25 protein-coding genes are annotated in these 19,172 nt (G+C 60.0%); 11 read left to right on the forward strand and 14 right to left on the reverse strand.

Annotated elements, in window-relative coordinates:
• Positions 1 to 5: 5 nt before the first annotated feature.
• The 6 genes from HBR93_RS02075 to HBR93_RS02100 all read right to left on the reverse strand — a co-directional run bounded on the left by HBR93_RS02075 (position 6) and on the right by HBR93_RS02100 (position 3,400).
• On the reverse strand, positions 6 to 245 hold the full coding sequence (locus HBR93_RS02075) for a BolA family protein (protein ID WP_010567702.1): 240 nt from the start codon (positions 243 to 245) through the stop codon (positions 6 to 8).
• Positions 246 to 359: 114 nt separating this feature from the next.
• Complete coding sequence (locus HBR93_RS02080) at positions 360 to 665, reverse strand: STAS domain-containing protein (RefSeq protein ID WP_169959757.1); 306 nt, start codon at positions 663 to 665, stop codon at positions 360 to 362.
• Positions 662 to 1,315, reverse strand: coding sequence for an ABC transporter substrate-binding protein (locus tag HBR93_RS02085; RefSeq protein WP_057438117.1), 654 nt, complete (start codon positions 1,313 to 1,315; stop codon positions 662 to 664). The genes HBR93_RS02080 and HBR93_RS02085 overlap by 4 nt, the downstream gene beginning before the upstream one ends.
• A gap of 11 nt (positions 1,316 to 1,326) precedes the next feature.
• A complete protein-coding gene (gene mlaD / locus HBR93_RS02090) occupies positions 1,327 to 1,794 on the reverse strand; it encodes an outer membrane lipid asymmetry maintenance protein MlaD (protein ID WP_057438115.1) in 468 nt (155 codons plus the stop codon).
• Positions 1,794 to 2,591, reverse strand: a complete 798-nt coding sequence (gene mlaE, locus HBR93_RS02095) for a lipid asymmetry maintenance ABC transporter permease subunit MlaE (RefSeq protein WP_169959758.1) — start codon at positions 2,589 to 2,591, stop codon at positions 1,794 to 1,796. The genes mlaD and mlaE overlap by 1 nt, the downstream gene beginning before the upstream one ends.
• Positions 2,591 to 3,400 carry an ATP-binding cassette domain-containing protein gene (locus HBR93_RS02100; protein WP_038443322.1) on the reverse strand — a complete coding sequence of 270 codons (810 nt, stop codon included), beginning with the start codon at positions 3,398 to 3,400 and terminating at the stop codon, positions 2,591 to 2,593. Before HBR93_RS02100 ends, mlaE begins: the two co-directional genes overlap by 1 nt.
• 287 nt (positions 3,401 to 3,687) lie before the next feature.
• Here HBR93_RS02100 and HBR93_RS02105 point away from each other — a divergent pair, with 287 nt between their 5' ends.
• The 10 genes from HBR93_RS02105 (at position 3,688) to HBR93_RS02150 (ending at position 10,698) form a co-directional block, all read left to right on the forward strand.
• On the forward strand, positions 3,688 to 4,662 hold the full coding sequence (locus HBR93_RS02105) for a KpsF/GutQ family sugar-phosphate isomerase (protein WP_115128986.1): 975 nt from the start codon (positions 3,688 to 3,690) through the stop codon (positions 4,660 to 4,662).
• The gene (locus tag HBR93_RS02110) at positions 4,663 to 5,187 is read left to right on the forward strand and encodes an HAD family hydrolase (RefSeq protein ID WP_029291786.1); all 525 of its coding nucleotides are present in this window, start codon (positions 4,663 to 4,665) and stop codon (positions 5,185 to 5,187) included.
• Between the two features lie 8 nt (positions 5,188 to 5,195).
• Positions 5,196 to 5,768, forward strand: a complete 573-nt coding sequence (gene lptC / locus HBR93_RS02115) for an LPS export ABC transporter periplasmic protein LptC (RefSeq protein WP_057438113.1) — start codon at positions 5,196 to 5,198, stop codon at positions 5,766 to 5,768.
• Positions 5,755 to 6,288, forward strand: a complete 534-nt coding sequence (lptA, locus tag HBR93_RS02120) for a lipopolysaccharide transport periplasmic protein LptA (protein WP_057438111.1) — start codon at positions 5,755 to 5,757, stop codon at positions 6,286 to 6,288. Before lptC ends, lptA begins: the two co-directional genes overlap by 14 nt.
• Positions 6,288 to 7,013: an LPS export ABC transporter ATP-binding protein gene (gene lptB, locus HBR93_RS02125; protein ID WP_029291791.1), complete on the forward strand. Its 726-nt coding sequence runs from the start codon at positions 6,288 to 6,290 to the stop codon at positions 7,011 to 7,013. Before lptA ends, lptB begins: the two co-directional genes overlap by 1 nt.
• A 184-nt stretch (positions 7,014 to 7,197) precedes the next feature.
• Positions 7,198 to 8,691: an RNA polymerase factor sigma-54 gene (locus tag HBR93_RS02130; RefSeq protein ID WP_057445159.1), complete on the forward strand. Its 1,494-nt coding sequence runs from the start codon at positions 7,198 to 7,200 to the stop codon at positions 8,689 to 8,691.
• A gap of 75 nt (positions 8,692 to 8,766) precedes the next feature.
• Complete coding sequence (raiA, locus tag HBR93_RS02135; RefSeq protein WP_032860085.1) at positions 8,767 to 9,072, forward strand: ribosome-associated translation inhibitor RaiA; 306 nt, start codon at positions 8,767 to 8,769, stop codon at positions 9,070 to 9,072.
• Positions 9,073 to 9,084: 12 nt separating this feature from the next.
• Positions 9,085 to 9,549: a PTS IIA-like nitrogen regulatory protein PtsN gene (ptsN, locus tag HBR93_RS02140; protein ID WP_029291796.1), complete on the forward strand. Its 465-nt coding sequence runs from the start codon at positions 9,085 to 9,087 to the stop codon at positions 9,547 to 9,549.
• Positions 9,550 to 9,551: 2 nt separating this feature from the next.
• On the forward strand, positions 9,552 to 10,409 hold the full coding sequence (rapZ, locus tag HBR93_RS02145) for an RNase adapter RapZ (protein ID WP_057438109.1): 858 nt from the start codon (positions 9,552 to 9,554) through the stop codon (positions 10,407 to 10,409).
• A 16-nt stretch (positions 10,410 to 10,425) separates the two neighbouring features.
• On the forward strand, positions 10,426 to 10,698 hold the full coding sequence (locus HBR93_RS02150) for an HPr family phosphocarrier protein (protein ID WP_057438107.1): 273 nt from the start codon (positions 10,426 to 10,428) through the stop codon (positions 10,696 to 10,698).
• Between the two features lie 200 nt (positions 10,699 to 10,898).
• On the opposite strand, the gene HBR93_RS02155 is transcribed toward HBR93_RS02150, so the two are convergent.
• From HBR93_RS02155 to pmbA, 6 genes are all read right to left on the reverse strand, one after another.
• Entirely contained in the window at positions 10,899 to 11,792 is an 894-nt protein-coding gene (locus HBR93_RS02155; protein ID WP_115128989.1) for a ZIP family metal transporter, read from the reverse strand.
• Between the two features lie 31 nt (positions 11,793 to 11,823).
• Positions 11,824 to 12,435 (reverse strand): superoxide dismutase, encoded by a 612-nt coding sequence (locus HBR93_RS02160; RefSeq protein WP_057958460.1) that lies wholly within the window; start codon positions 12,433 to 12,435, stop codon positions 11,824 to 11,826.
• 1 nt (position 12,436) lies between these two features.
• Positions 12,437 to 12,880, reverse strand: coding sequence for a hypothetical protein (locus tag HBR93_RS02165; RefSeq protein WP_057958459.1), 444 nt, complete (start codon positions 12,878 to 12,880; stop codon positions 12,437 to 12,439).
• A 27-nt stretch (positions 12,881 to 12,907) separates the two neighbouring features.
• A complete protein-coding gene (locus HBR93_RS02170; protein ID WP_120734140.1) occupies positions 12,908 to 14,284 on the reverse strand; it encodes a class II fumarate hydratase in 1,377 nt (458 codons plus the stop codon).
• Positions 14,277 to 14,672 carry a hypothetical protein gene (locus tag HBR93_RS02175; protein ID WP_057438105.1) on the reverse strand — a complete coding sequence of 132 codons (396 nt, stop codon included), beginning with the start codon at positions 14,670 to 14,672 and terminating at the stop codon, positions 14,277 to 14,279. The genes HBR93_RS02170 and HBR93_RS02175 overlap by 8 nt, the downstream gene beginning before the upstream one ends.
• A gap of 151 nt (positions 14,673 to 14,823) precedes the next feature.
• Positions 14,824 to 16,170, reverse strand: a complete 1,347-nt coding sequence (pmbA, locus tag HBR93_RS02180; protein ID WP_169959759.1) for a metalloprotease PmbA — start codon at positions 16,168 to 16,170, stop codon at positions 14,824 to 14,826.
• Between the two features lie 108 nt (positions 16,171 to 16,278).
• On the opposite strand from pmbA, the gene yjgA reads away from it, so the two are divergent.
• On the forward strand, positions 16,279 to 16,800 hold the full coding sequence (yjgA, locus tag HBR93_RS02185) for a ribosome biogenesis factor YjgA (protein WP_029291815.1): 522 nt from the start codon (positions 16,279 to 16,281) through the stop codon (positions 16,798 to 16,800).
• Between the two features lie 45 nt (positions 16,801 to 16,845).
• On the opposite strand, the gene tldD is transcribed toward yjgA, so the two are convergent.
• Positions 16,846 to 18,288, reverse strand: coding sequence for a metalloprotease TldD (tldD, locus tag HBR93_RS02190; protein WP_057438378.1), 1,443 nt, complete (start codon positions 18,286 to 18,288; stop codon positions 16,846 to 16,848).
• Positions 18,289 to 18,304: 16 nt separating this feature from the next.
• Positions 18,305 to 19,153, reverse strand: a complete 849-nt coding sequence (locus tag HBR93_RS02195) for a carbon-nitrogen hydrolase family protein (RefSeq protein WP_057958455.1) — start codon at positions 19,151 to 19,153, stop codon at positions 18,305 to 18,307.
• Positions 19,154 to 19,172 lie beyond the last annotated feature (19 nt).

Here is a 19,172-nt window from a genome sequence, read left to right on the forward strand (position 1 = left end):
GGGGCTCAGGTGCGCTCGGCCCAGGCCGCGCGGCTGAAAAATTTCATAGTGACCGCATGGATGCTGCCATCGGTGATCCACGGGTTCAAATGGGCATAGATCTGCTGCTGACGCTTGACCGGGCTCAATGCCGCCAGTTCATCGCTAATCACGTTCAGCTGGAAATTGCAGCCTTCGCCTTCAACTGCAACCTCAGTATTCGGCAGCTTTCCTTCAAGGAAGCTTTTAACTTCTAGGGCCTGCATGCTCAACCTCTATCGGCGCCAAGTGCGCGCGGGTCGCACATCATACAAAAAAGCCCCGCGCCTGCGAACCCCGCATAGCAGGACTCTGACGGGGGGCTTCTTCAATAATGTGTATTAAGGATGCGCCAACAGCTCGGCCAGACCACAAACCTGGGCAATTTCACGCATATCCTCGGGTAATGCGCGAATACTGATAGGTTTGTTGACCGCCGCGGCGTCACGTAGGAAACACAAGAGCAATGACAAGCCAACACTGCTGGACTTCACCACCGCCGAGCAATCGAGGACCAATGCCGGCGCAGTGCTGGCATTGATCAGTGCCTGGCCCTGCTTACGCAGGGCCGGCCCGGTGCTGTAGTCGAGCACGCCACTGAGGAGCAGCTCGCCGGCCTGGCCTTGACGAACAGCCGACTCAGTCATGGGGCCTGCTTCTCTGCAGCTTCTTCGGTCACTTCCTTGGCCTTGGCCACTTCGCCGGCCCAGCCATCAATGGTCTTGTCCAGGTTGTTGCCATTGCGCTGCATGGCATCGGCGAACTGATCACGGAACAGCTTGCCGATGTTGATGCCGTTGATGATCACGTTGCGCACTTTCCACTCACCGTTGATTTTCTCAAGGGTGTAGGAAACCGGATAGATCGAGCCATTGTTGCCCTTGACCTGCATATCCACGCTGGTGCGGTTGCCAGACTCATCCTTGGCCGGGGAAACGACGATACCCTGGTTGTTGTATTCCAGCAGGGCGTTGCCGTAGAACTGCATCAGGCTGCGCTTGAAGTTTTCCTGGAAGCGCTGCATCTGCGCAGGCGTAGCTTTACGCGAATACTTGACGGTCATGATGCTGCGCGAGATGCCGTCAGCGTCGACCACCGGGCCCACGATACCGTTGAGGGCATCGTAGAACGCGCTCGGGCTCTGCTTGTACTGCTCCTTGTTCGCGGCAAGGTCAGCCAGCAGCTCTTTGGTGGTTCTATCAATAATGTCGTGCGCCGAAGGTGCCGCCACGGCGTTAGCCATCAATGGCAAGGCTGCCAACAGCACCAACAGGCCACGTCGCAAGGTTGAGATCATGAACAAACTCCTCATTTGGCGTCTTTACTAACCGTATTAAGCAGGAATTTACCGATCAGGTCCTCTAATACCAACGACGACTGTGTGTCATGAATGGTCGAACCATCCTTGAGCAAGGCTTCTTCCCCGCCCACGCTGATACCGATGTACTTCTCGCCCAGCAGACCGGCCGTGAGGATGGACGCTGTGGAGTCAGTCGGCAGGTTATCTACCTTCTTGTCCAGTTGCAGGGTCACGCGGCCGGTGAAGCTGTCGCGGTCCAGATCGATTGCTGTGACCTTGCCGATGGTCACACCGGCCATGGTCACTTTGGATCTGACCGTCAAACCGGCGATATTGTCGAAGTAGGCGTAAAGTTTATAGGTATCGGCGCCCGAGCTGGCCGACAAGCCGCTGACTCGCAGGGCGAGCAACAGCAAAGCCAGGATGCCAGCCAACAAGAAAAGGCCTACACCGATTTCCACAGTGCGGTTTTGCATCAGAAATCTCCAAACATCAAGGCGGTCAAAATGAAGTCAAGGCCCAGTACCGCCAGCGAGGCGTACACAACGGTCTTGGTAGTGGCTCGACTGATCCCTTCTGAAGTGGGTTCACAGTCATAGCCCTGGAATACGGCGATCCAAGTCACGACGAAGGCGAAGACGATGCTCTTGATAATGCCATTGAGCACGTCACCGCTGAAGGTCACGCTGTTTTGCATGTTGGCCCAGTAGGAGCCGTCGTAGACCCCCAGCCAGTCCACCGCCACCCACGAACCGCCCCAGATCCCGACCACGCTGAAAATCATTGCCAGCAGTGGCAGGGAGATGAAGCCGGCCCACAGGCGCGGGGCAACAATGTACTTGAGCGGGTCCACACCGATCATTTCCAGGCTGGACAGTTGCTCGGTGGCCTTCATGTTGCCGATCTCGGCGGTCAACGCAGAGCCGGCGCGACCGGCAAACAGCAAGGCGGTGACCACCGGCCCCAGCTCACGCAGCAGCGTCAGTGCAACCATCTGCCCCACCGCCTGCTCGGAACCGTAGCTGGACAGGATATTGAAGCCCTGCAACGCCAGCACCATGCCGATGAACACCCCGGAAACCACGATGATCACCAGTGACATCACGCCCACCGAGTGCAGTTGCTTGAGCAGCAAGCCAAAACCACCGCCGATACCACCGCGGCCAAGCAAGGCGTGAAACAGGAAAATCGTCGAACGCCCGAGCACTTCGACAATGTCGATGCCGGAACGACCGAAAAGGCGCACCTTCTCGATTAAAGATATCTTGCGCATCAGCGCTTCCCCAGAAGATCTGCGCGGTAATCCGCTGCCGGAAAATGAAAAGGCACCGGGCCATCAGGGTCGCCGGTCATGAATTGGCGAATACGCGGGTTATCGGCGTTCATCAGTTCTTCAGGCGTGCCCTGCCCCAATACCTGGCCATCGCCGACGACATAGAGGTAGTCGGCAATGCTCGCGGTTTCGGCCAAGTCATGGGAAACCACGATGCTGGTGATACCCAGCGCGTCATTGAGCAGGCGGATCAGGCGCACCAATACGCCCATGGCGATAGGGTCCTGGCCGACGAACGGCTCGTCATACATGAGGATCTGCGGGTCGAGGGCAATCGCCCGCGCCAGAGCCACGCGCCGCTTCATACCACCAGAAAGCTCATCCGGCATCAGGTCGATGGCACCGCGAAGCCCTACGGCCTGCAGCTTCAACAACACAATGTCACGGATCATTTCTTCCGACAGTTGGGTATGCACCCGCAACGGGAACGCGACGTTTTCGAAAACGTCGAGGTCGGTGAACAGTGCACCGCTCTGGAACAGCACACCCATGTGCTTGCGCGCATCGAACAGATCGCTGCGCGACAGGGTCGGCAGGTTCTGGCCATTGACCCAGACTTCCCCGGCGGTAGGCCGCAGTTGCATGCCCATCAGGCGCAGCAGGGTCGTCTTGCCGCAGCCGGAAGGGCCCATGATGCCCGTCACCTTGCCGCGGGGAATGCGAATATCGACATTATTGAAGATGCTGCGCGTACCGCGCTTGAAGGAAAGACCCTTCAGCTCGACCGCGTAGGCGTTATCGGCACTCATCTAAACTCCTTGGGATGCAGCTTCTCACTCAGACACCATGCTTGGGACAACTGCTTGCGACAGTTAGACACATGTGCGCTGCGCGGACCGAACTGGCGGCGAACTATATCACTGCTGACATAAAGCGCCCAAGGCCGGAGCTGTGCTTGTTCAGAAAGAGGACAGGTAATTGCGCATTTGAGAGCGATCTCACTCTTAAGTAGAACAACGCCTGACGAACTTGCGTGAGGGAATTGATCATTACCGCTATAATCGCCGACTTTTCGTCAGGCTATACGATTTCAGACATGAGCCAATCCAGCGACCTTATTCAATCCGCACAACGCACCATCCGCCTCGAGCTTGAAGCCGTAGAAGGCTTGCTGGCCCATATCGACGCAGATTTCGTACGCGCCTGCGAGATGATCCTGGCCAGTAAAGGCCGGGTTGTCGTGGTCGGCATGGGCAAGTCAGGCCATGTCGGCAACAAGATTGCCGCCACCCTGGCCAGTACCGGCACCACGGCGTTTTTCGTGCACCCGGCCGAAGCCAGCCATGGTGACATGGGCATGATCACCCGCGATGACGTGATCCTCGCCCTGTCCAACTCCGGCACCACCAACGAAATCGTGACCCTGCTGCCCCTGATCAAGCGCCTGGGCATCAAGCTGATCAGCATGACCGGCAACCCGGACTCGACGCTGGCCAAGGCCGCCGAAGTGAACCTGAACGTGCATGTGGCCCATGAGGCCTGCCCGCTTAACCTGGCGCCCACCTCCTCCACCACCGCCGCCCTGGTCATGGGCGACGCGCTGGCCGTGGCCCTGCTGGAAGCCCGTGGTTTTACCGCCGAAGACTTCGCCTTTTCCCACCCCGGTGGCGCCCTCGGCCGTCGCCTGCTGCTGAAAGTGGAAAACGTGATGCATGCGGGTGACGAGCTGCCACAGGTACAACGTGGCACCCTGCTCAAGGATGCCTTGATGGAAATGACCCGCAAGGGCCTGGGCATGACCGTGATCCTTGAGGCCGACGGGCGCCTGGCCGGGGTCTTCACCGACGGTGACCTGCGTCGCACCCTGGACCGCACCATTGATATCCATACCGCCACCATTGATCAAGTCATGACCCCTCACGGCAAGACCGCCCGCGCCGAAATGCTCGCGGCTGAAGCCCTGAAGATCATGGAAGACCACAAAATCGGCGCCCTGGTGGTGGTCGATGATGCCGATCACCCGATTGGCGCCCTGAACATGCACGATTTGCTGCGCGCGGGAGTGATGTAAATGAACACCGACCTGTTGCAACGGGGCAAGGCCATCAAACTGGCGATTTTCGACGTGGATGGCGTGCTGACCGACGGTCGCCTGTACTTCCTCGAAGACGGCAGCGAATTCAAGACGTTCAATACCCTGGACGGCCAGGGCATCAAGATGCTGATGGCCTCTGGCGTACAAACCGCGATCATCAGTGGTCGCAAGACCCCGGTCGTGGAGCGCCGCGCACAAAACCTGGGGATTCCTTACCTCTACCAGGGCCGTGAGGATAAACTCGTGGTTCTGGACGAGCTTCTTGGCAAACTCAACCTAAGCTATGAGCAGGTCGCCTATCTGGGCGATGATTTGCCTGACTTGCCGGTGATTCGCCGCGTCGGCCTGGGCATGGCTGTAGCCAATGCCGCGTCGTTTGTTCGCGAACACGCCCACGGCATTACCCAGGCCCGCGGCGGCGAAGGCGCCGCCCGCGAGTTCTGCGAACTGATCCTGCGTGCCCAGGGCAGCCTTGAAGCGGCCCACGCCGCCTACCTATAGAGCCCTCTATGCTGAGTAAAAAGATTCGCAACTTCCTGATATTCGGAGCCATCGCCGCGCTGTTCCTCGCGGTGGGCTACTGGAATATCAGCCCGGAGCGCTTCCTCGACCAGCCTGTTGCGCAGGTCGACCAGGGCGCCATCGACTATTACGCCACCAACGCCTACAGCGTGCAGTTCCTGCCTGACGGCAAGGTGCAATACGAAATGACGTCGGACAAGGTCGAACACCTGAAGGCTTCCGAGGTCACATTGCTGACCAATCCGGACCTGAACCTGTATCGCGGCACCGAGTTCCCGTGGCACGTCACCAGCAAGCGTGGCGAGGTCAACCCGGACGGCACCGAAGTGGAACTGATCGACTCGGTGCGCGTTGCGCGCACCGACGCCCAGAAGCGCGACACCATCATTACCAGCAGTCGCATGACCGTATTCCCACAGAAGCAATATGCGCAGACCGAGCAAGACGTTAGAATCGACGGCGCTGGCGGTGTATCGACTGGCAAGGGAATGAAAGCGTATTTGAAAGAAAGCAGGATACACCTGCTATCGAACGTAAGAGGACAGTATGAGGCTCGTTAAAACCCTCCCTATTTTGCTCGGTCTGGGCGCAGCACTGGGAAGCGTGAGCGCCTGGGCTCTGCCGAACGATAGCCAGCAACCGATCCACATTCAGGCTGACGATGCGCAGCTGGATGACAAGCAAGGTGTCGCGACCTACAAGGGCGACGTCATCATCACCCAAGGTTCGATGAAGATTACCGGTAACACCGTGACCCTGACCCGTACTCCGGCCGGCGACATCGACGTCGTGACTTCGGTGGGCAACCTTGCCTACTTCGAACAGAAGCAAAACGCCGCCGATCCAGGTCCGATCAAAGGCTACGGCGTGACCATCCAGTATCACGCGCCGCAGAACCGCATCGTACTGACTGACCGCGCCAAAGTGATCAGCAGCGACGGCAACTCGACCGAAGGCGAGAAAATCGTCTATGACACCGTCAAGCAAGTCGCCACTGCCGGCCGCGCCAATGGCACCAAGGTCACTGCGCCACGTCCGCGCATCGACATGGTTATCCAGCCGAAGAAGAAGGCCCAGTAATGGCAACCCTGAAAGCCCAGCATCTGGCCAAGGCCTATAAAAGCCGTCAGGTCGTGCGCGACGTCAGCCTGTCGATCGACAGCGGCCAGATCGTCGGCCTGCTTGGCCCCAATGGTGCCGGCAAGACCACCTGCTTCTACATGATCGTCGGCCTGGTCCAGGCGGACCAGGGCCGTGTATTGATCGACGACCTGGACGTCAGCCACCAGCCCATGCACGGCCGTGCGCGGGCCGGTATCGGCTATCTCCCCCAGGAGGCGTCGATCTTCCGCAAACTGTCAGTGTCCGACAACATCATGGCGATCCTGGAAACCCGCAAGGAACTGGATCGCGACGGACGCCGCCAGGAGCTGGAAAGCCTGCTGCAGGAGTTCCACATCAACCATATTCGCGACAACCTCGGCATGAGCCTGTCCGGCGGCGAGCGGCGCCGCGTGGAAATCGCCCGCGCCCTGGCCACCGCACCTAAGTTCATCCTGCTGGACGAACCCTTCGCCGGTGTCGACCCGATTTCGGTAGGCGACATCAAGCAGATTATCCATCACCTCAAGGCCAAGGGGATCGGCGTGCTGATCACCGACCACAACGTGCGTGAGACCCTGGATATCTGCGAAACCGCGTATATCGTCAACGACGGCCAACTGATTGCCGAAGGCGACTCCGCCACCATCCTGGCCAACGAACTGGTCAAGGAAGTGTATCTGGGGCACGAGTTCCGCCTGTAACCACTGGGGTGTCAGGACATTCGCCATCAGGCGCGGGAGTCAATAAAAACCTTATTGTTTTTATTGTTACCGCGCTCTAGGCAAAGCCCCCGATATCAGGCATATAATTTGCTTATGTTTGGCGCTCACGCGCCCTGTCGTGGATGGCGCATTGCGCCGGCGAATAAGGTGTTAAGCCCCTGCCATGAAACCATCGCTAGTCCTGAGAATGGGCCAGCAGCTGACGATGACACCGCAGCTGCAACAGGCCATCCGCCTGCTCCAATTGTCGACCCTGGACCTGCAACAGGAAATCCAGGAGGCCCTGGAGTCCAACCCGATGCTCGAACGCCAGGAAGAAGGCGACGACTTCGATAATGCCGACCCACTGGCCGACAACATAGAGCAAAAACCCAATCCCGACGTCCAGGAACCGTCCTACCAGGAAACCGCACCCACGGTGGATAACCTGGAAGAAGGCGAATGGAACGAACGCATTCCCAATGAACTGCCGGTGGATACGGCCTGGGAAGATGTCTACCAGACCAGCGCCAGCAGCCTGCCCAGCAACGACGATGACGAGTGGGACTTCACCACCCGCACCTCCGTCGGCGAAAGCCTGCAGAGCCACTTGCTGTGGCAACTGAACCTTGCCCCGATGTCCGACACCGATCGCTTGATCGCGGTGACCCTGATCGACTGCATCAACAATCAGGGCTACCTGGACGAGACCCTCGAAGAAATCCTCGAGGCTTTCGACCCGGAACTGGACATCGAGCTGGACGAAATCGAGGCGGTCCTGCACCGCATCCAGCAGTTCGAGCCCGCCGGCATCGGCGCGCGCAACCTCAGCGAGTGCCTGTTGCTGCAACTGCGCCAACTGCCCGCCAAGACACCGTGGCTGGCCGAAGCCCAACGCCTGGTCACCGACTATATCGACCTGCTGGGCAGCCGCGACTACAGCCAGCTGATGCGTCGGATGAAGCTCAAGGAAGATGACCTGCGCCAGATCATCGAACTGGTACAGAGCCTCAACCCGCGTCCCGGCTCGCAGATCGAGTCCAGCGAAGCCGAGTATGTCGTCCCCGACGTGATCGTGCGCAAGGACAACGAGCGCTGGCTGGTGGAGCTGAACCAGGAATCAGTGCCGCGCCTGCGGGTCAACCCGCAATACGCAGGTTTCGTACGCCGGGCCGACACCAGCGCCGACAACACCTTCATGCGCAATCAGTTGCAGGAGGCTCGCTGGTTCATCAAGAGCCTGCAAAGCCGCAACGAGACCCTGATGAAAGTGGCCACCCAGATCGTCGAGCATCAGCGCGGCTTCCTGGAATATGGCGACGAGGCGATGAAACCGTTGGTGCTGCATGACATTGCCGAAGCAGTGGGCATGCACGAATCGACCATTTCCCGGGTCACCACCCAAAAATTCATGCATACCCCACGGGGTATATATGAGCTGAAATACTTTTTCTCCAGCCACGTCAGCACCTCCGAAGGCGGTGAATGCTCGTCCACGGCGATCCGCGCGATCATCAAAAAACTCGTTGCGGCGGAAAATCAGAAAAAGCCGTTGAGTGACAGCAAGATCGCTGGTTTACTGGAGGCACAAGGCATTCAGGTCGCCCGTCGAACCGTCGCCAAGTACCGCGAGTCCCTTGGGATCGCGCCTTCCAGCGAGCGTAAGCGATTGATGTGACGGGCGGGCCATAGCGTTCCAGTGGCGGGTACTCCTACCCGCCGCTTTATGCACTGGCAACGAAGGAGAAGCTGTATGCAAGTCAACATCAGTGGACACCAACTGGAAGTGACCGAACCGCTGCGCGCCTACATCAGCGAGAAACTCAAACGAATTGAGGGGCATTTCGACAAGATCACCAATGTGCAAGTCATCATGTCTGTCGAAAAGCTGAAGCAGAAAATCGAAGCCACCTTGCGTATACCCGGCGGGGAAGTAGTCGCCAATGCAGAGCATTCAGACATGTATGCCGCCATTGACGACCTGACCGACAAGCTGGATCGCCAAATCAAAAAGCATAAGGAAAAGCAGCAGAGCCTTCTTCAAGGCACAGGCCGCTAACACTCCCCACCCATGATTCGACTTGAAACCATCCTGACCCCCGGCCGTTCACTCGTGAACGCGCCGGGTGGCAGTAAAAAGAAAGCCCTCGAACAGATTGCCAACCTGATCAGCCGCGAAGTGCCTGAGCTGGTGATGCAAGATGTATACGAGGCTCTGATTGCCCGTGAAAAACTCGGTTCGACCGGTTTTGGCAACGGCATCGCTATTCCTCATTGCCGCCTAAAAGGCTGTGAAACACCGGTGAGCGCCCTGTTGCACCTGGACGCCCCCACTGATTTCGACGCCATCGACGGCGCCCCGGTTGACCTGCTGTTCGTCCTGCTGGTCCCGGAAGCGGCCACCGATGCGCATCTGGAGCTGCTCCGGCAGATCGCCAGCATGCTCGATCGTGAAGAAGTACGTAAGAAACTGCGTAGCGCCAGCACCAATGAAGCGCTGTATCAGGTTGTCCTGGATGAGCAAAGCGGGCAGTAATCATGCGTTTGATCATCGTCAGCGGGCGTTCCGGCTCAGGTAAAAGTACGGCCCTCAACGTACTTGAGGACAGCGGCTTCTATTGCATCGACAACTTGCCGGCCGGCCTGCTGCCCGAGCTGGCAGAACGCGCCTTGATCCATACCGAGCTGGCACAACCGCTGGTGGCGGTGTCCATTGACGCACGCAACCTGCCCAGCCACCTCACGCGCTTCCCGGAATTGCTCGAAGAGGTACGCGCCAAGCATATCCATTGCGACGTGCTGTACCTGGATGCCGACGAAGAAACGCTGCTCAAGCGCTTTTCGGAAACCCGTCGCCGCCACCCGCTGAGCAGCCCGCACCGCTCGTTGGCCGAAGCCATCGAGGACGAGACCAAGCTGCTGGGGCCGATCATTGACCTGGCCGACCTCAAGATCAACACCACCAGCCTGAACCTTTACCAACTGCGTGACGCCATCAAGCTGCGCCTGCTGAACCAGCCGGAACCCGGCACCGCGTTCCTTGTTGAGTCCTTTGGCTTCAAGCGGGGCATGCCGGTAGACGCCGACCTCGTATTTGACGTGCGTTGTCTGCCCAATCCTTACTGGAAGCCGGAGCTGCGCGATCAGTCCGGGCTGGACCAACCGGTTGCCGATTACCTGGCGGCGCAACCGGATGTCGAGGAGATGTTCCAGGATATCTCCAGCTACCTGCTCAAGTGGCTACCGCGCTTTGCCGCCAGCAACCGGGCCTATGTCACCATCGCTATCGGCTGCACTGGCGGGCATCACCGCTCCGTCTACCTGACCGAGCGCCTGGGCCAGGTCTTGCAGCAAACCCTCAAGAATGTCCAGGTTCGCCACCGCGACCTCAGCTGAAAGGAACACCTTCGCGATGCCCGCTCTGGAAATTGAAATCATCAACAAACTGGGCTTGCATGCCCGCGCGTCGGCCAAGTTCGTCGGAGTTGCGGGCCAGTTTCCTTGCCAGGTGCGTGCCGGGCGTACGCCAGAATCCATGGTCGATGGCAAAAGCATCATGGCCATGATGATGCTCGCCGCAGGCAAGGGCACGACGATTCATCTGAAGACCGAGGGTGAGCAGGAACAGGAAGCGCTGGATGCGCTGGTGAAGTTGATCAACAACTACTTCGATGAAGGCGAATAGCCCTTCTTTCCTGAATGCAGCACAAATCAATGTGGGAGTGGGCTTGCCCGCGATAGCTGGGAGTCAGTCGATACATACTTGACTGATACACCGCTATCGCGGGCAAGCCCGCTCCCACATTTTTTATGCCGAGGTGTCTGCATCGCAAGCAAGCCAGCTCCCACACTAGCCAGCTGCCACATTGCTTTTTGCGTTAGGCATCAGCCCAGCGCTGTATCCATGGCCATCATCAGGCAAAACCCGATGCACAACCCCAGGCTGGCAAGTTTGTCATGGCCATTGCGTCGCGACTCGGGGATTACTTCGTGAGTCACCACCAATAACATCGCCCCGGCCGCAAGGGCCAAACCCAGAGGCAGCAGCATCTCGGCCAGACTGACCAGCCAGGCGCAGAGCACGGCAAACACCGGCTCTACCAGGCCGGATGCCGCCCCAATCAGGAATGCCTTGACCCGCGACATCCCCGCCCCAGCCAGCACCAGCGCAATCACTAGGCCTTCCGGCACATCCTGTAAGGCGATGCCCATGGCCAGGCTGTCGGCATCGGGCATACCGCCACCCGCCGAAACGCCTACCGCCATGCCTTCGGGAATATTGTGGGCAATGATCGCGAACACAAACAGCCAGATACGCGGCGGGATTACCGGTTTATCGGGCGTACCGACCAGCATCTCCGGGCTGGCACCGGAGACCTTGCGGTCCACCAGAAACAGGCCGAAGGCACCGAGCATGATGCCGAAGCTGACCAGGCCGCTGGACGCCCAGGGAGTGAGCCCCAGGTTTTCGGCGGCGGCAATCCCTGGCACGACCAGCGAAAACGCGGTCGCCGCGAGCATCACTCCAGCACCGAAGCCCAGCAACGTATCGCTGACCGCCAACGGCATCCGCCGGATCACCAGCACCGGCACCGCACCCAACGCCGTACCCAGGGCGCAGATTGCGCCACCTTGCAGTGCGCGCAGGATCCGCGGCTCCAGGTTCAGCCAGGCCAGCCCGTGGGCCACCAGCAATGCCGTTCCCGCCAACAGCAGCAGCGAGCCAAACGCATAACGAAACATTCGTACGCTGCTGATCGCCAGTGTTTCAGTGCCCATAGTCGGCCTTAAGTCTTGTTATGAAAGGTCATTAAGCGAGGGCCGCCTGGTAGCGCTCAGCGACTTCCGGCCAGTTGATAACACTGTAGAAGGCGTTGATGTATTCAGGACGGCGGTTCTGATAAAGCAGGTAGTAGGCGTGTTCCCACACGTCCAGACCGAGGATCGGCGTATTGCCATTCATCAACGGGCTGTCCTGGTTGCCACTGCTCTCGACTACCAGGGTCTTTTGCGGGGTCACGCTCAACCAGGCCCAGCCACTGCCGAAGCGGGTCAGCGCAGCTTTGGTAAAGGCCTCCTTGAAGGCGTCAAAGCCACCCAACTGCTCATCAATCGCCTGGCCCAGGGCACCTTCGGGCTTGCCGCCGCCCTTGGGCGACATGACGGCCCAGAACAATGAGTGGTTGGCATGCCCGCCCCCCTGGTTAATCACCGCTGCGCGCAGCTTTTCCGGCAGTTGCTGGACGCTGGAGACCAGTTTCTCGATGGGCCAGCCAGCAAACTCAGTACCTTCGACCGCCGCATTGAGGTTATTGATGTAGGTCTGGTGGTGCTTGGTGTAGTGGATTTCCATGGTTTGCGCATCAATATGCGGCTCCAGGGCATCGTAGGCGTAAGGCAAGGCAGGCAGGGTGTAGGACATATCAATGTGCTCCATAAAAAGGGCTGTTGCGGGTCGGCGCATCCGTCGACGCCGTATGGCTGCCTAGCAAGCGATGGGTACGGGGGTATTCACCGTGATCGCTGATGAAATTCAACAGTTCGACGTAGGTCTTGCTGCTCTGGCGCAAGGCCGCCTCGCGCAGAGGCTGAGGCAGCCGGGTGTCCTGCATGGTCTGCAGCAAGCGCTGGTGAATGGCGCAGAGGTATTCCGCGCTTTCTTCCGGCTGGTTCAGGCGCAGGTGCAGGTCCGCCAGGTTGTGATGGGAAATGACGCAAGCGGCTACGGCTTCGTCGGCATCACCCCAGCGCTCGAACAACACTTGGGCCAGGGCCAGGGCTTGCAGGTAATGCTCGCGGGCATCCACCAGTTCGCCCTGCATAAAGCAGTGATTGGCCCGTTCGATCGTGCGTTTCCAATGCTCCATGGTGAGCCTCCAAAGCAGGGTCGGTGATTACACGCCACCCGCCGTGAGCTTTTCCGGATCCAGGAGGATTTCCAGTTGGCTGCGGGGCAAGTCGGTGTGCTCAAGCGCCACATCAATCACCGGCCGGCCTTGTTGATAGGCTTTCTTGGCGATTTCAGCGGCCTTTTGGTAACCAATGATCGGGTTGAGTGCGGTAACCAGGATCGGGTTACGCGACAGCGCTTCCTTGAGCTTGGGTTCGTTGACCTTGAAGCTGGCGATGGCCTTGTCTGCCAGCAGACGGCTGGAGTTGGCCAACAGTTCCAGGCTGCTGAGCAGGTTCTGGGCGATGATCGGCAGCATCACGTTGAGTTCGAAGTTGCCGGACTGACCGGCGATGGTGATTACGCTGTCATTGCCGATCACCTGGGCCGCGACCATGGCCGTAGCCTCAGGAATCACCGGGTTGACCTTGCCCGGCATGATCGACGAGCCCGGCTGCAGGCCTTCGAGTTCGATCTCACCGAGACCGGCAAGGGGGCCGGAGTTCATCCAGCGCAGGTCGTTGGCGATTTTCATCAGCGACACGGCAATCGCTTTGAGTTGGCCGGAGACGGCAACGGCGGTGTCCTGGGAGCCGATCAGAGCAAACAGGTTCTTGCCCGGAGTGAACTGCACCTGGGTCAGGCTGCTCAACTGCTGACTGAAACGCGCAGCAAACTCAGGATGCGCGTTGATCCCGGTGCCAACGGCCGTACCGCCCTGAGCCAGGGCCTGCAGGCTTGGCAGCAAGCCCTGCAAGTGCGCGATATTGGCCTTGAGTTGCTGCGCCCATCCTTCAAGCACCTGGCTCATGCGCACCGGCATGGCGTCCATCAGGTGAGTACGCCCGGTCTTGATGAACGGATGAACTTCCACCGCCTTGCGCTCGATCACCGCAACCAGATGCAGCAACGCCGGCAACGTCTGTTCATGCAGCACCAGCGCGGCGCTGACGTGAATGGTGGTCGGGATGATGTCGTTGCTGCTTTGCCCGCAATTGACGTGGTCATTGGGGTTGACCGGCTCGCCCAGCAGGCGGCTGGCCAGGGTCGCAATCACTTCGTTGGCGTTCATGTTGGAGCTGGTGCCGGAGCCGGTCTGGAAAATATCCACTGGGAAGTGCTGCATGAAGTCGCCTTCCAGCAAGCCTTGGGCGGCGTCGACGATGGCTTTGCCCTGGCTTGCGCTGATCTGCTTGAGATCGACGTTGGCCTTGGCGGCGGCGGCCTTGGCCAGGATCAGGGCGCGGATGAACTGGGTCGGCATGCGCTGGCGGCTGATCGGGAAGTTATCCACCGCACGCTGGGTTTGCGCGCCATACAACGCGTCGGCCGGTACCTGTAGTTCGCCCATGCTGTCGCGTTCGATACGGGTGTTACTCATCGGAAGATCCTTGCACCAAGTCGGAGTGAGAAATCGAAGGTTGCAGTTCGCAAGTCGCCAATTGCCAGGCAAAGGTCTGCCAGCGCTTGAGGCGGCAGGCACAGTGAGACAGGTTTTCCAGGTCGCGCAGCGGGCGCCAAGCCTGGTCCAGGCATGTGGAGCGCCAATGCCAGGGCAAGGCGATATCGGTGGCAGTGTCGAGCAGCAGGCGGAACGAGGTTTCGGCGATGGTCCACGGGTGCGTGGCCGTGCAACAGGCCAGATAGCGGCCTTCGCTGAGGTAGTGTTCGATCAGGCGCGGCTCGTCAGGGTTGAGCCCGCAGCGAATCTGACGACTCATCCAGCGCCAGCTTTCCAGGTAGGGATCCTCGTGCAGGACAGAACTCATGACCCATGCTCACTCGATAATGATATTTATTATTAAATGATATTGAGAATCAAAACAAGCTATTGAACCGATACCTTTGTCGGCCTTGTGATATTCCAGGCAAAAAAAAGCGCCACCCTGGGGGTGGCGCTGTTGTGTAACGGGTTGCGGCTTAGCTGCCGGCGACGGTCATGCGTTCGATCAGCACCGAGCCGGTGCGAATATTGCTGCGCAATTCCAGATCGTTACCCACGGCGACGATCTGCTTGAACATGTCGCGCATATTGCCGGCGATGGTCACTTCCTGGACCGCGAACTGGATTTCGCCATTCTCCACCCAGAACCCCGCCGCGCCTCGGGAGTAATCGCCCGTCACCATATTCAAGCCATGCCCCATCAGCTCGGTCACCAGCAAACCACGGCCCATGCGCCGCAAGAGCGCCGCCTGGTCTTCGTCACCATGGGTCACGAACAGGTTGTGAACCCCACCGGAGTTGGCGGTACTCGGCAGACCGAGCTTGCGCCCGGCGTAGGTGCCAAGCACGTAGGACACCAGCTCACCATTCTCGACAAACGGCTTGGCGTAGGTTGCCAGGCCGTCGCCATCAAAGGCCGAGCTGCCCATGGCGCGCATCAGGTGCGGGCGTTCGTCCAGGGTCAGCCACTCAGGAAACAGCTTCTGCCCCAGCGCGCCTTCAAGGAACGACGATTTGCGATACAGATTGCCCCCGGAAATCGCCCCGAGAAAGCTGCCGAACAGACCACCCGCCAGTTCCGCCGAAAACAACACCGGCACTTCGCACGTCGGCACCGGGCGCGCACCCAGGCGGCTCGCCGCCCGTTGCGCGGCGCGCTGGCCGATGCTCACCGGGTTCGCCAACAGCTCACCCTGGCGACTCACGTCATACCAGTAGTCACGCTGCATCTGGCCATCGGCCTCGGCGATCATCACGCAGCTCAAGCTATGGCGCGTCGACGCATAGCCGCCGATAAACCCGTGGCTGTTGCCATACACCCGGCAACCCTGGTGGGTGCTCAGGGTGGTGCCATCGGCATTCTTGATCCGGCTGTCGGCATCAAACGCCGCGGCTTCGCAGGCCAGGGCCTTTTCGATGGCCTGCTCGGGAGTGATATCCCAGGCGTGAAACAGGTCGAAATCCTTGAGATCCCGCGCCATCAAGGCCGCATCCGCCAAACCCGAGGCCTCGTCTTCGGAGGTGTGCTTGGCAATCGCCAGTGCGGCGGCAACCGTCTCGCGAATCGCTTCCGGGCCGCTGGCCGAAGTGCTGGCCGAGCCTTTGCGCTGCCCCACATACAAGGTGATGCCAAAACCCTGGTCGCGGTTGAACTCAACGGTTTCCACTTCCCGCTGGCGTACCGAAGTCGACAGGCCCTGCTCCAGCGACACCGCCACTTCACAGGCACTGGCGCCCTGGCGCTTGGCCTCGGCAATGATCTGCTCAACTTGTTCCTGCAGTGCCGGTAACGCTTGTGGACCGACGCTTTGGGCTGCACTCATGGTTCTCTCCACTCAAATTCTGCTTTCGGTTAAGGCCATCGAGCGACCGGGCCGGACAAGCGGCCCCCGACTGGTTATCATGGCGGCGTTTCTTTGCGGACTGCCACCATGGTTGATTCTTACGACGACTCCCTCGATGGGGAGAAAAGCAAAACCCAGGTCAAACGCGAGCTGCATGCTCTGGTTGATCTCGGCGAGCGCCTTACAACACTCAAGCCGGACTTGATTGCCAAACTGCCACTGACCGACGAAATGCGCCGGGCCTTGGCGGATGCACCCAAGCACACCGCGAATATCGCGCGTAAACGGCACATCATGTTTATCGGCAAGCTGATGCGCGACCAGGACACTGACGCCATTCTGACTTTGCTCGATCAACTCGATGCTTCCACCCGCCAATACAACGAACGTTTCCATAACCTGGAACGTTGGCGTGACCGCCTGATCGGCGGTGACGACGCTGTATTGGAGAAGTTCGTCCTGGACTATCCGGACGCCGACCGCCAGCAACTGCGCTCCCTGATCCGTCAGGCCCAGCACGAACTGGCACAGAACAAGGCGCCGGCCACCAGCCGTAAAATCTTCAAGTACATCCGTGAGCTGGACGAGACTCAACGCGGCCTGCGCTGATCCTCTTCCCCGGGTGGCGGTCATCGCCACCCGAAGCTCCACGCCTTACGACCCCGTGCCACCCACGGTGATCGCGTCAATTTTCAGGGTTGGCTGGCCGACACCCACCGGCACCGACTGCCCATCCTTGCCACACATCCCCACACCGCTGTCCAGCGCCAGGTCGTTACCGACCATCGACACCTTGCTCATGGCTTCCGGGCCGTTGCCAATCAGGGTTGCACCCTTGACCGGCGCGGTGATCTTGCCGTCTTCGATCAGATAGGCTTCGCTGGTAGAGAACACGAACTTGCCGCTGGTGATATCCACCTGGCCGCCACCAAGATTGGCGCAATAGATCCCACGCTTCACCGAAGCAATGATCTCTGCCGGGTCGCTTTCGCCCGCGAGCATGTAGGTGTTGGTCATGCGCGGCATCGGCAAATGCGCGTAGGACTCGCGACGGCCGTTGCCGGTACGCGCCACGCCCATCAGGCGCGCGTTGAGCTTGTCTTGCATATAGCCCTTGAGCACGCCATTTTCGATCAACGTGGTGCACTCGGTCGGCGTACCTTCGTCGTCGACGCTCAGGGAACCACGGCGACCGGCCAATGTGCCGTCGTCGACAATGGTGCAGAGCTTGGAGGCGACCATTTCGCCCATGCGCCCGCTGTAGGCGGAGCTGCCCTTGCGGTTGAAGTCACCTTCCAGGCCATGCCCCACCGCTTCATGCAGCAAAACCCCGGACCAGCCCGAACCCAGGACCACCGGCAGCGTACCCGCTGGCGCCGGAATGGCTTCCAGGTTGACCAGCGCCTGGCGCAACGCCTCGCGGGCGTAGCCCATGGCGCGGTCGTCGGTTAGGAAATAGCGATAATCCGTACGCCCACCGCCACCGTGGCCGCCGCGCTCGCGACGCCCGTTCTGTTCGACGATCACACTGACATTAAAGCGCACCAGCGGGCGCACATCCGCCGCCAGGCTGCCATCGGTGGACGCCACCAGGATGCGCTCCCAGACCCCGGCCATGCTCACGCTCACTTGCTGGATACGCGGGTCGAGGGCCCGGGTTGCAGCATCCACACGCTTGAGCAACTCGACCTTTTCGGCACGGGTCATTACTTCCAGTGGATTATCCGGGCCGTACAACTGGGCCACGTCCTGGGTACTGAACGCCTGCACGGTGCCGTTCTGCCCAGCGCGGGAAATCGAACGCGCCGCGCGGGCCGCCAGGCCCAGGGCTTCGAGGGTGATGGCATTGCTATAGGCAAAGCCGGTCTTCTCACCGGACTGCGCGCGCACGCCAACCCCTTGGTCAAGGTTGAAGCTGCCGTCCTTGACGATCCCGTCTTCCAGGGACCATGACTCGGAAATCTGCCCCTGGAAATACAGGTCTGCAGCATCAATACCCGGCCCGGCCAGGTCACCCAGTACGGTTTGCAGACTTTCGATGGTCACGCCACCGGGCGCCAGGAGGTGTTCACTGACTGAGGACAACAACTCGCTCATAGGTTCGGCCTTAAATTCATCGTTCTGAAGCAGGTCGCTGTGCGCCCTGCGAGAAAAAGCGCCGGTGGCCTGCCACCGGCATGCGCGCCCGTATCGACGCTTGTTCGCTGCTATCGCGTTCGGCCAACAACACCGCTTCGCCTTGATCTTGTTGCGCCAGTACGCGCCCCCATGGGTCGATAATTGCCCCATGGCCGAATGTTTCCCGTGGCCCCGGATGCACCCCGCCCTGGGCGGCCGCCAGCAGATAGCACTGGGTTTCTATGGCTCGGGCCCGGATCAGCACATCCCAGTGCGCAGCCCCCGTTACCGCCGTAAAGGCCGAAGGCGCAGTAATCAACTCGGCGCCCGCCGCACGCAATTCGCTGTACAGCTCGGGGAAGCGCAGGTCATAACAGACCGTCAGCCCCAGGCGTCCAACCGGCGTATCGGCCACCACTACCTGGTTACCGTAAGCATAGTCGTCAGATTCGCGATAACGACCGCGCGCATCCGCCACGTCCACGTCGAACAGATGCAGCTTGTCGTAGCGCGCCACAATCTGCCCCTGCGCGTCGATCAACAGCGAGCACGCGTTGGACTTGGCGTCGGGCTGCCCGAGCGGGGGCAACGGCAAGGTACCGGCCACTATCCATAAGTTGAGGTCACGGGCGGCCAGTTTCAACCACGGCAGGATCGGCCCCTCGCCCACCGCTTCGGCGTGGCCGATAGCGGCCACGTCGCGGCGGCCCATGGCGGCGAAGTTTTCCGGCAGCACTGCCAGTTGCGCGCCCCCTGCCGCCGCCTGCTCCAGCAACCGCCGGGCCTGGGCCAGGTTAGCCAGAACATCGCTCTGGCTGACCATCTGGATTACCGCAAAGGACATGGGCCGACACTCCATAAAA

Origin of the sequence: Pseudomonas sp. WS 5411 (genome assembly GCF_012985595.1) — a bacterium.
GTDB classification, from domain to species: domain Bacteria; phylum Pseudomonadota; class Gammaproteobacteria; order Pseudomonadales; family Pseudomonadaceae; genus Aquipseudomonas; species Aquipseudomonas shahriarae.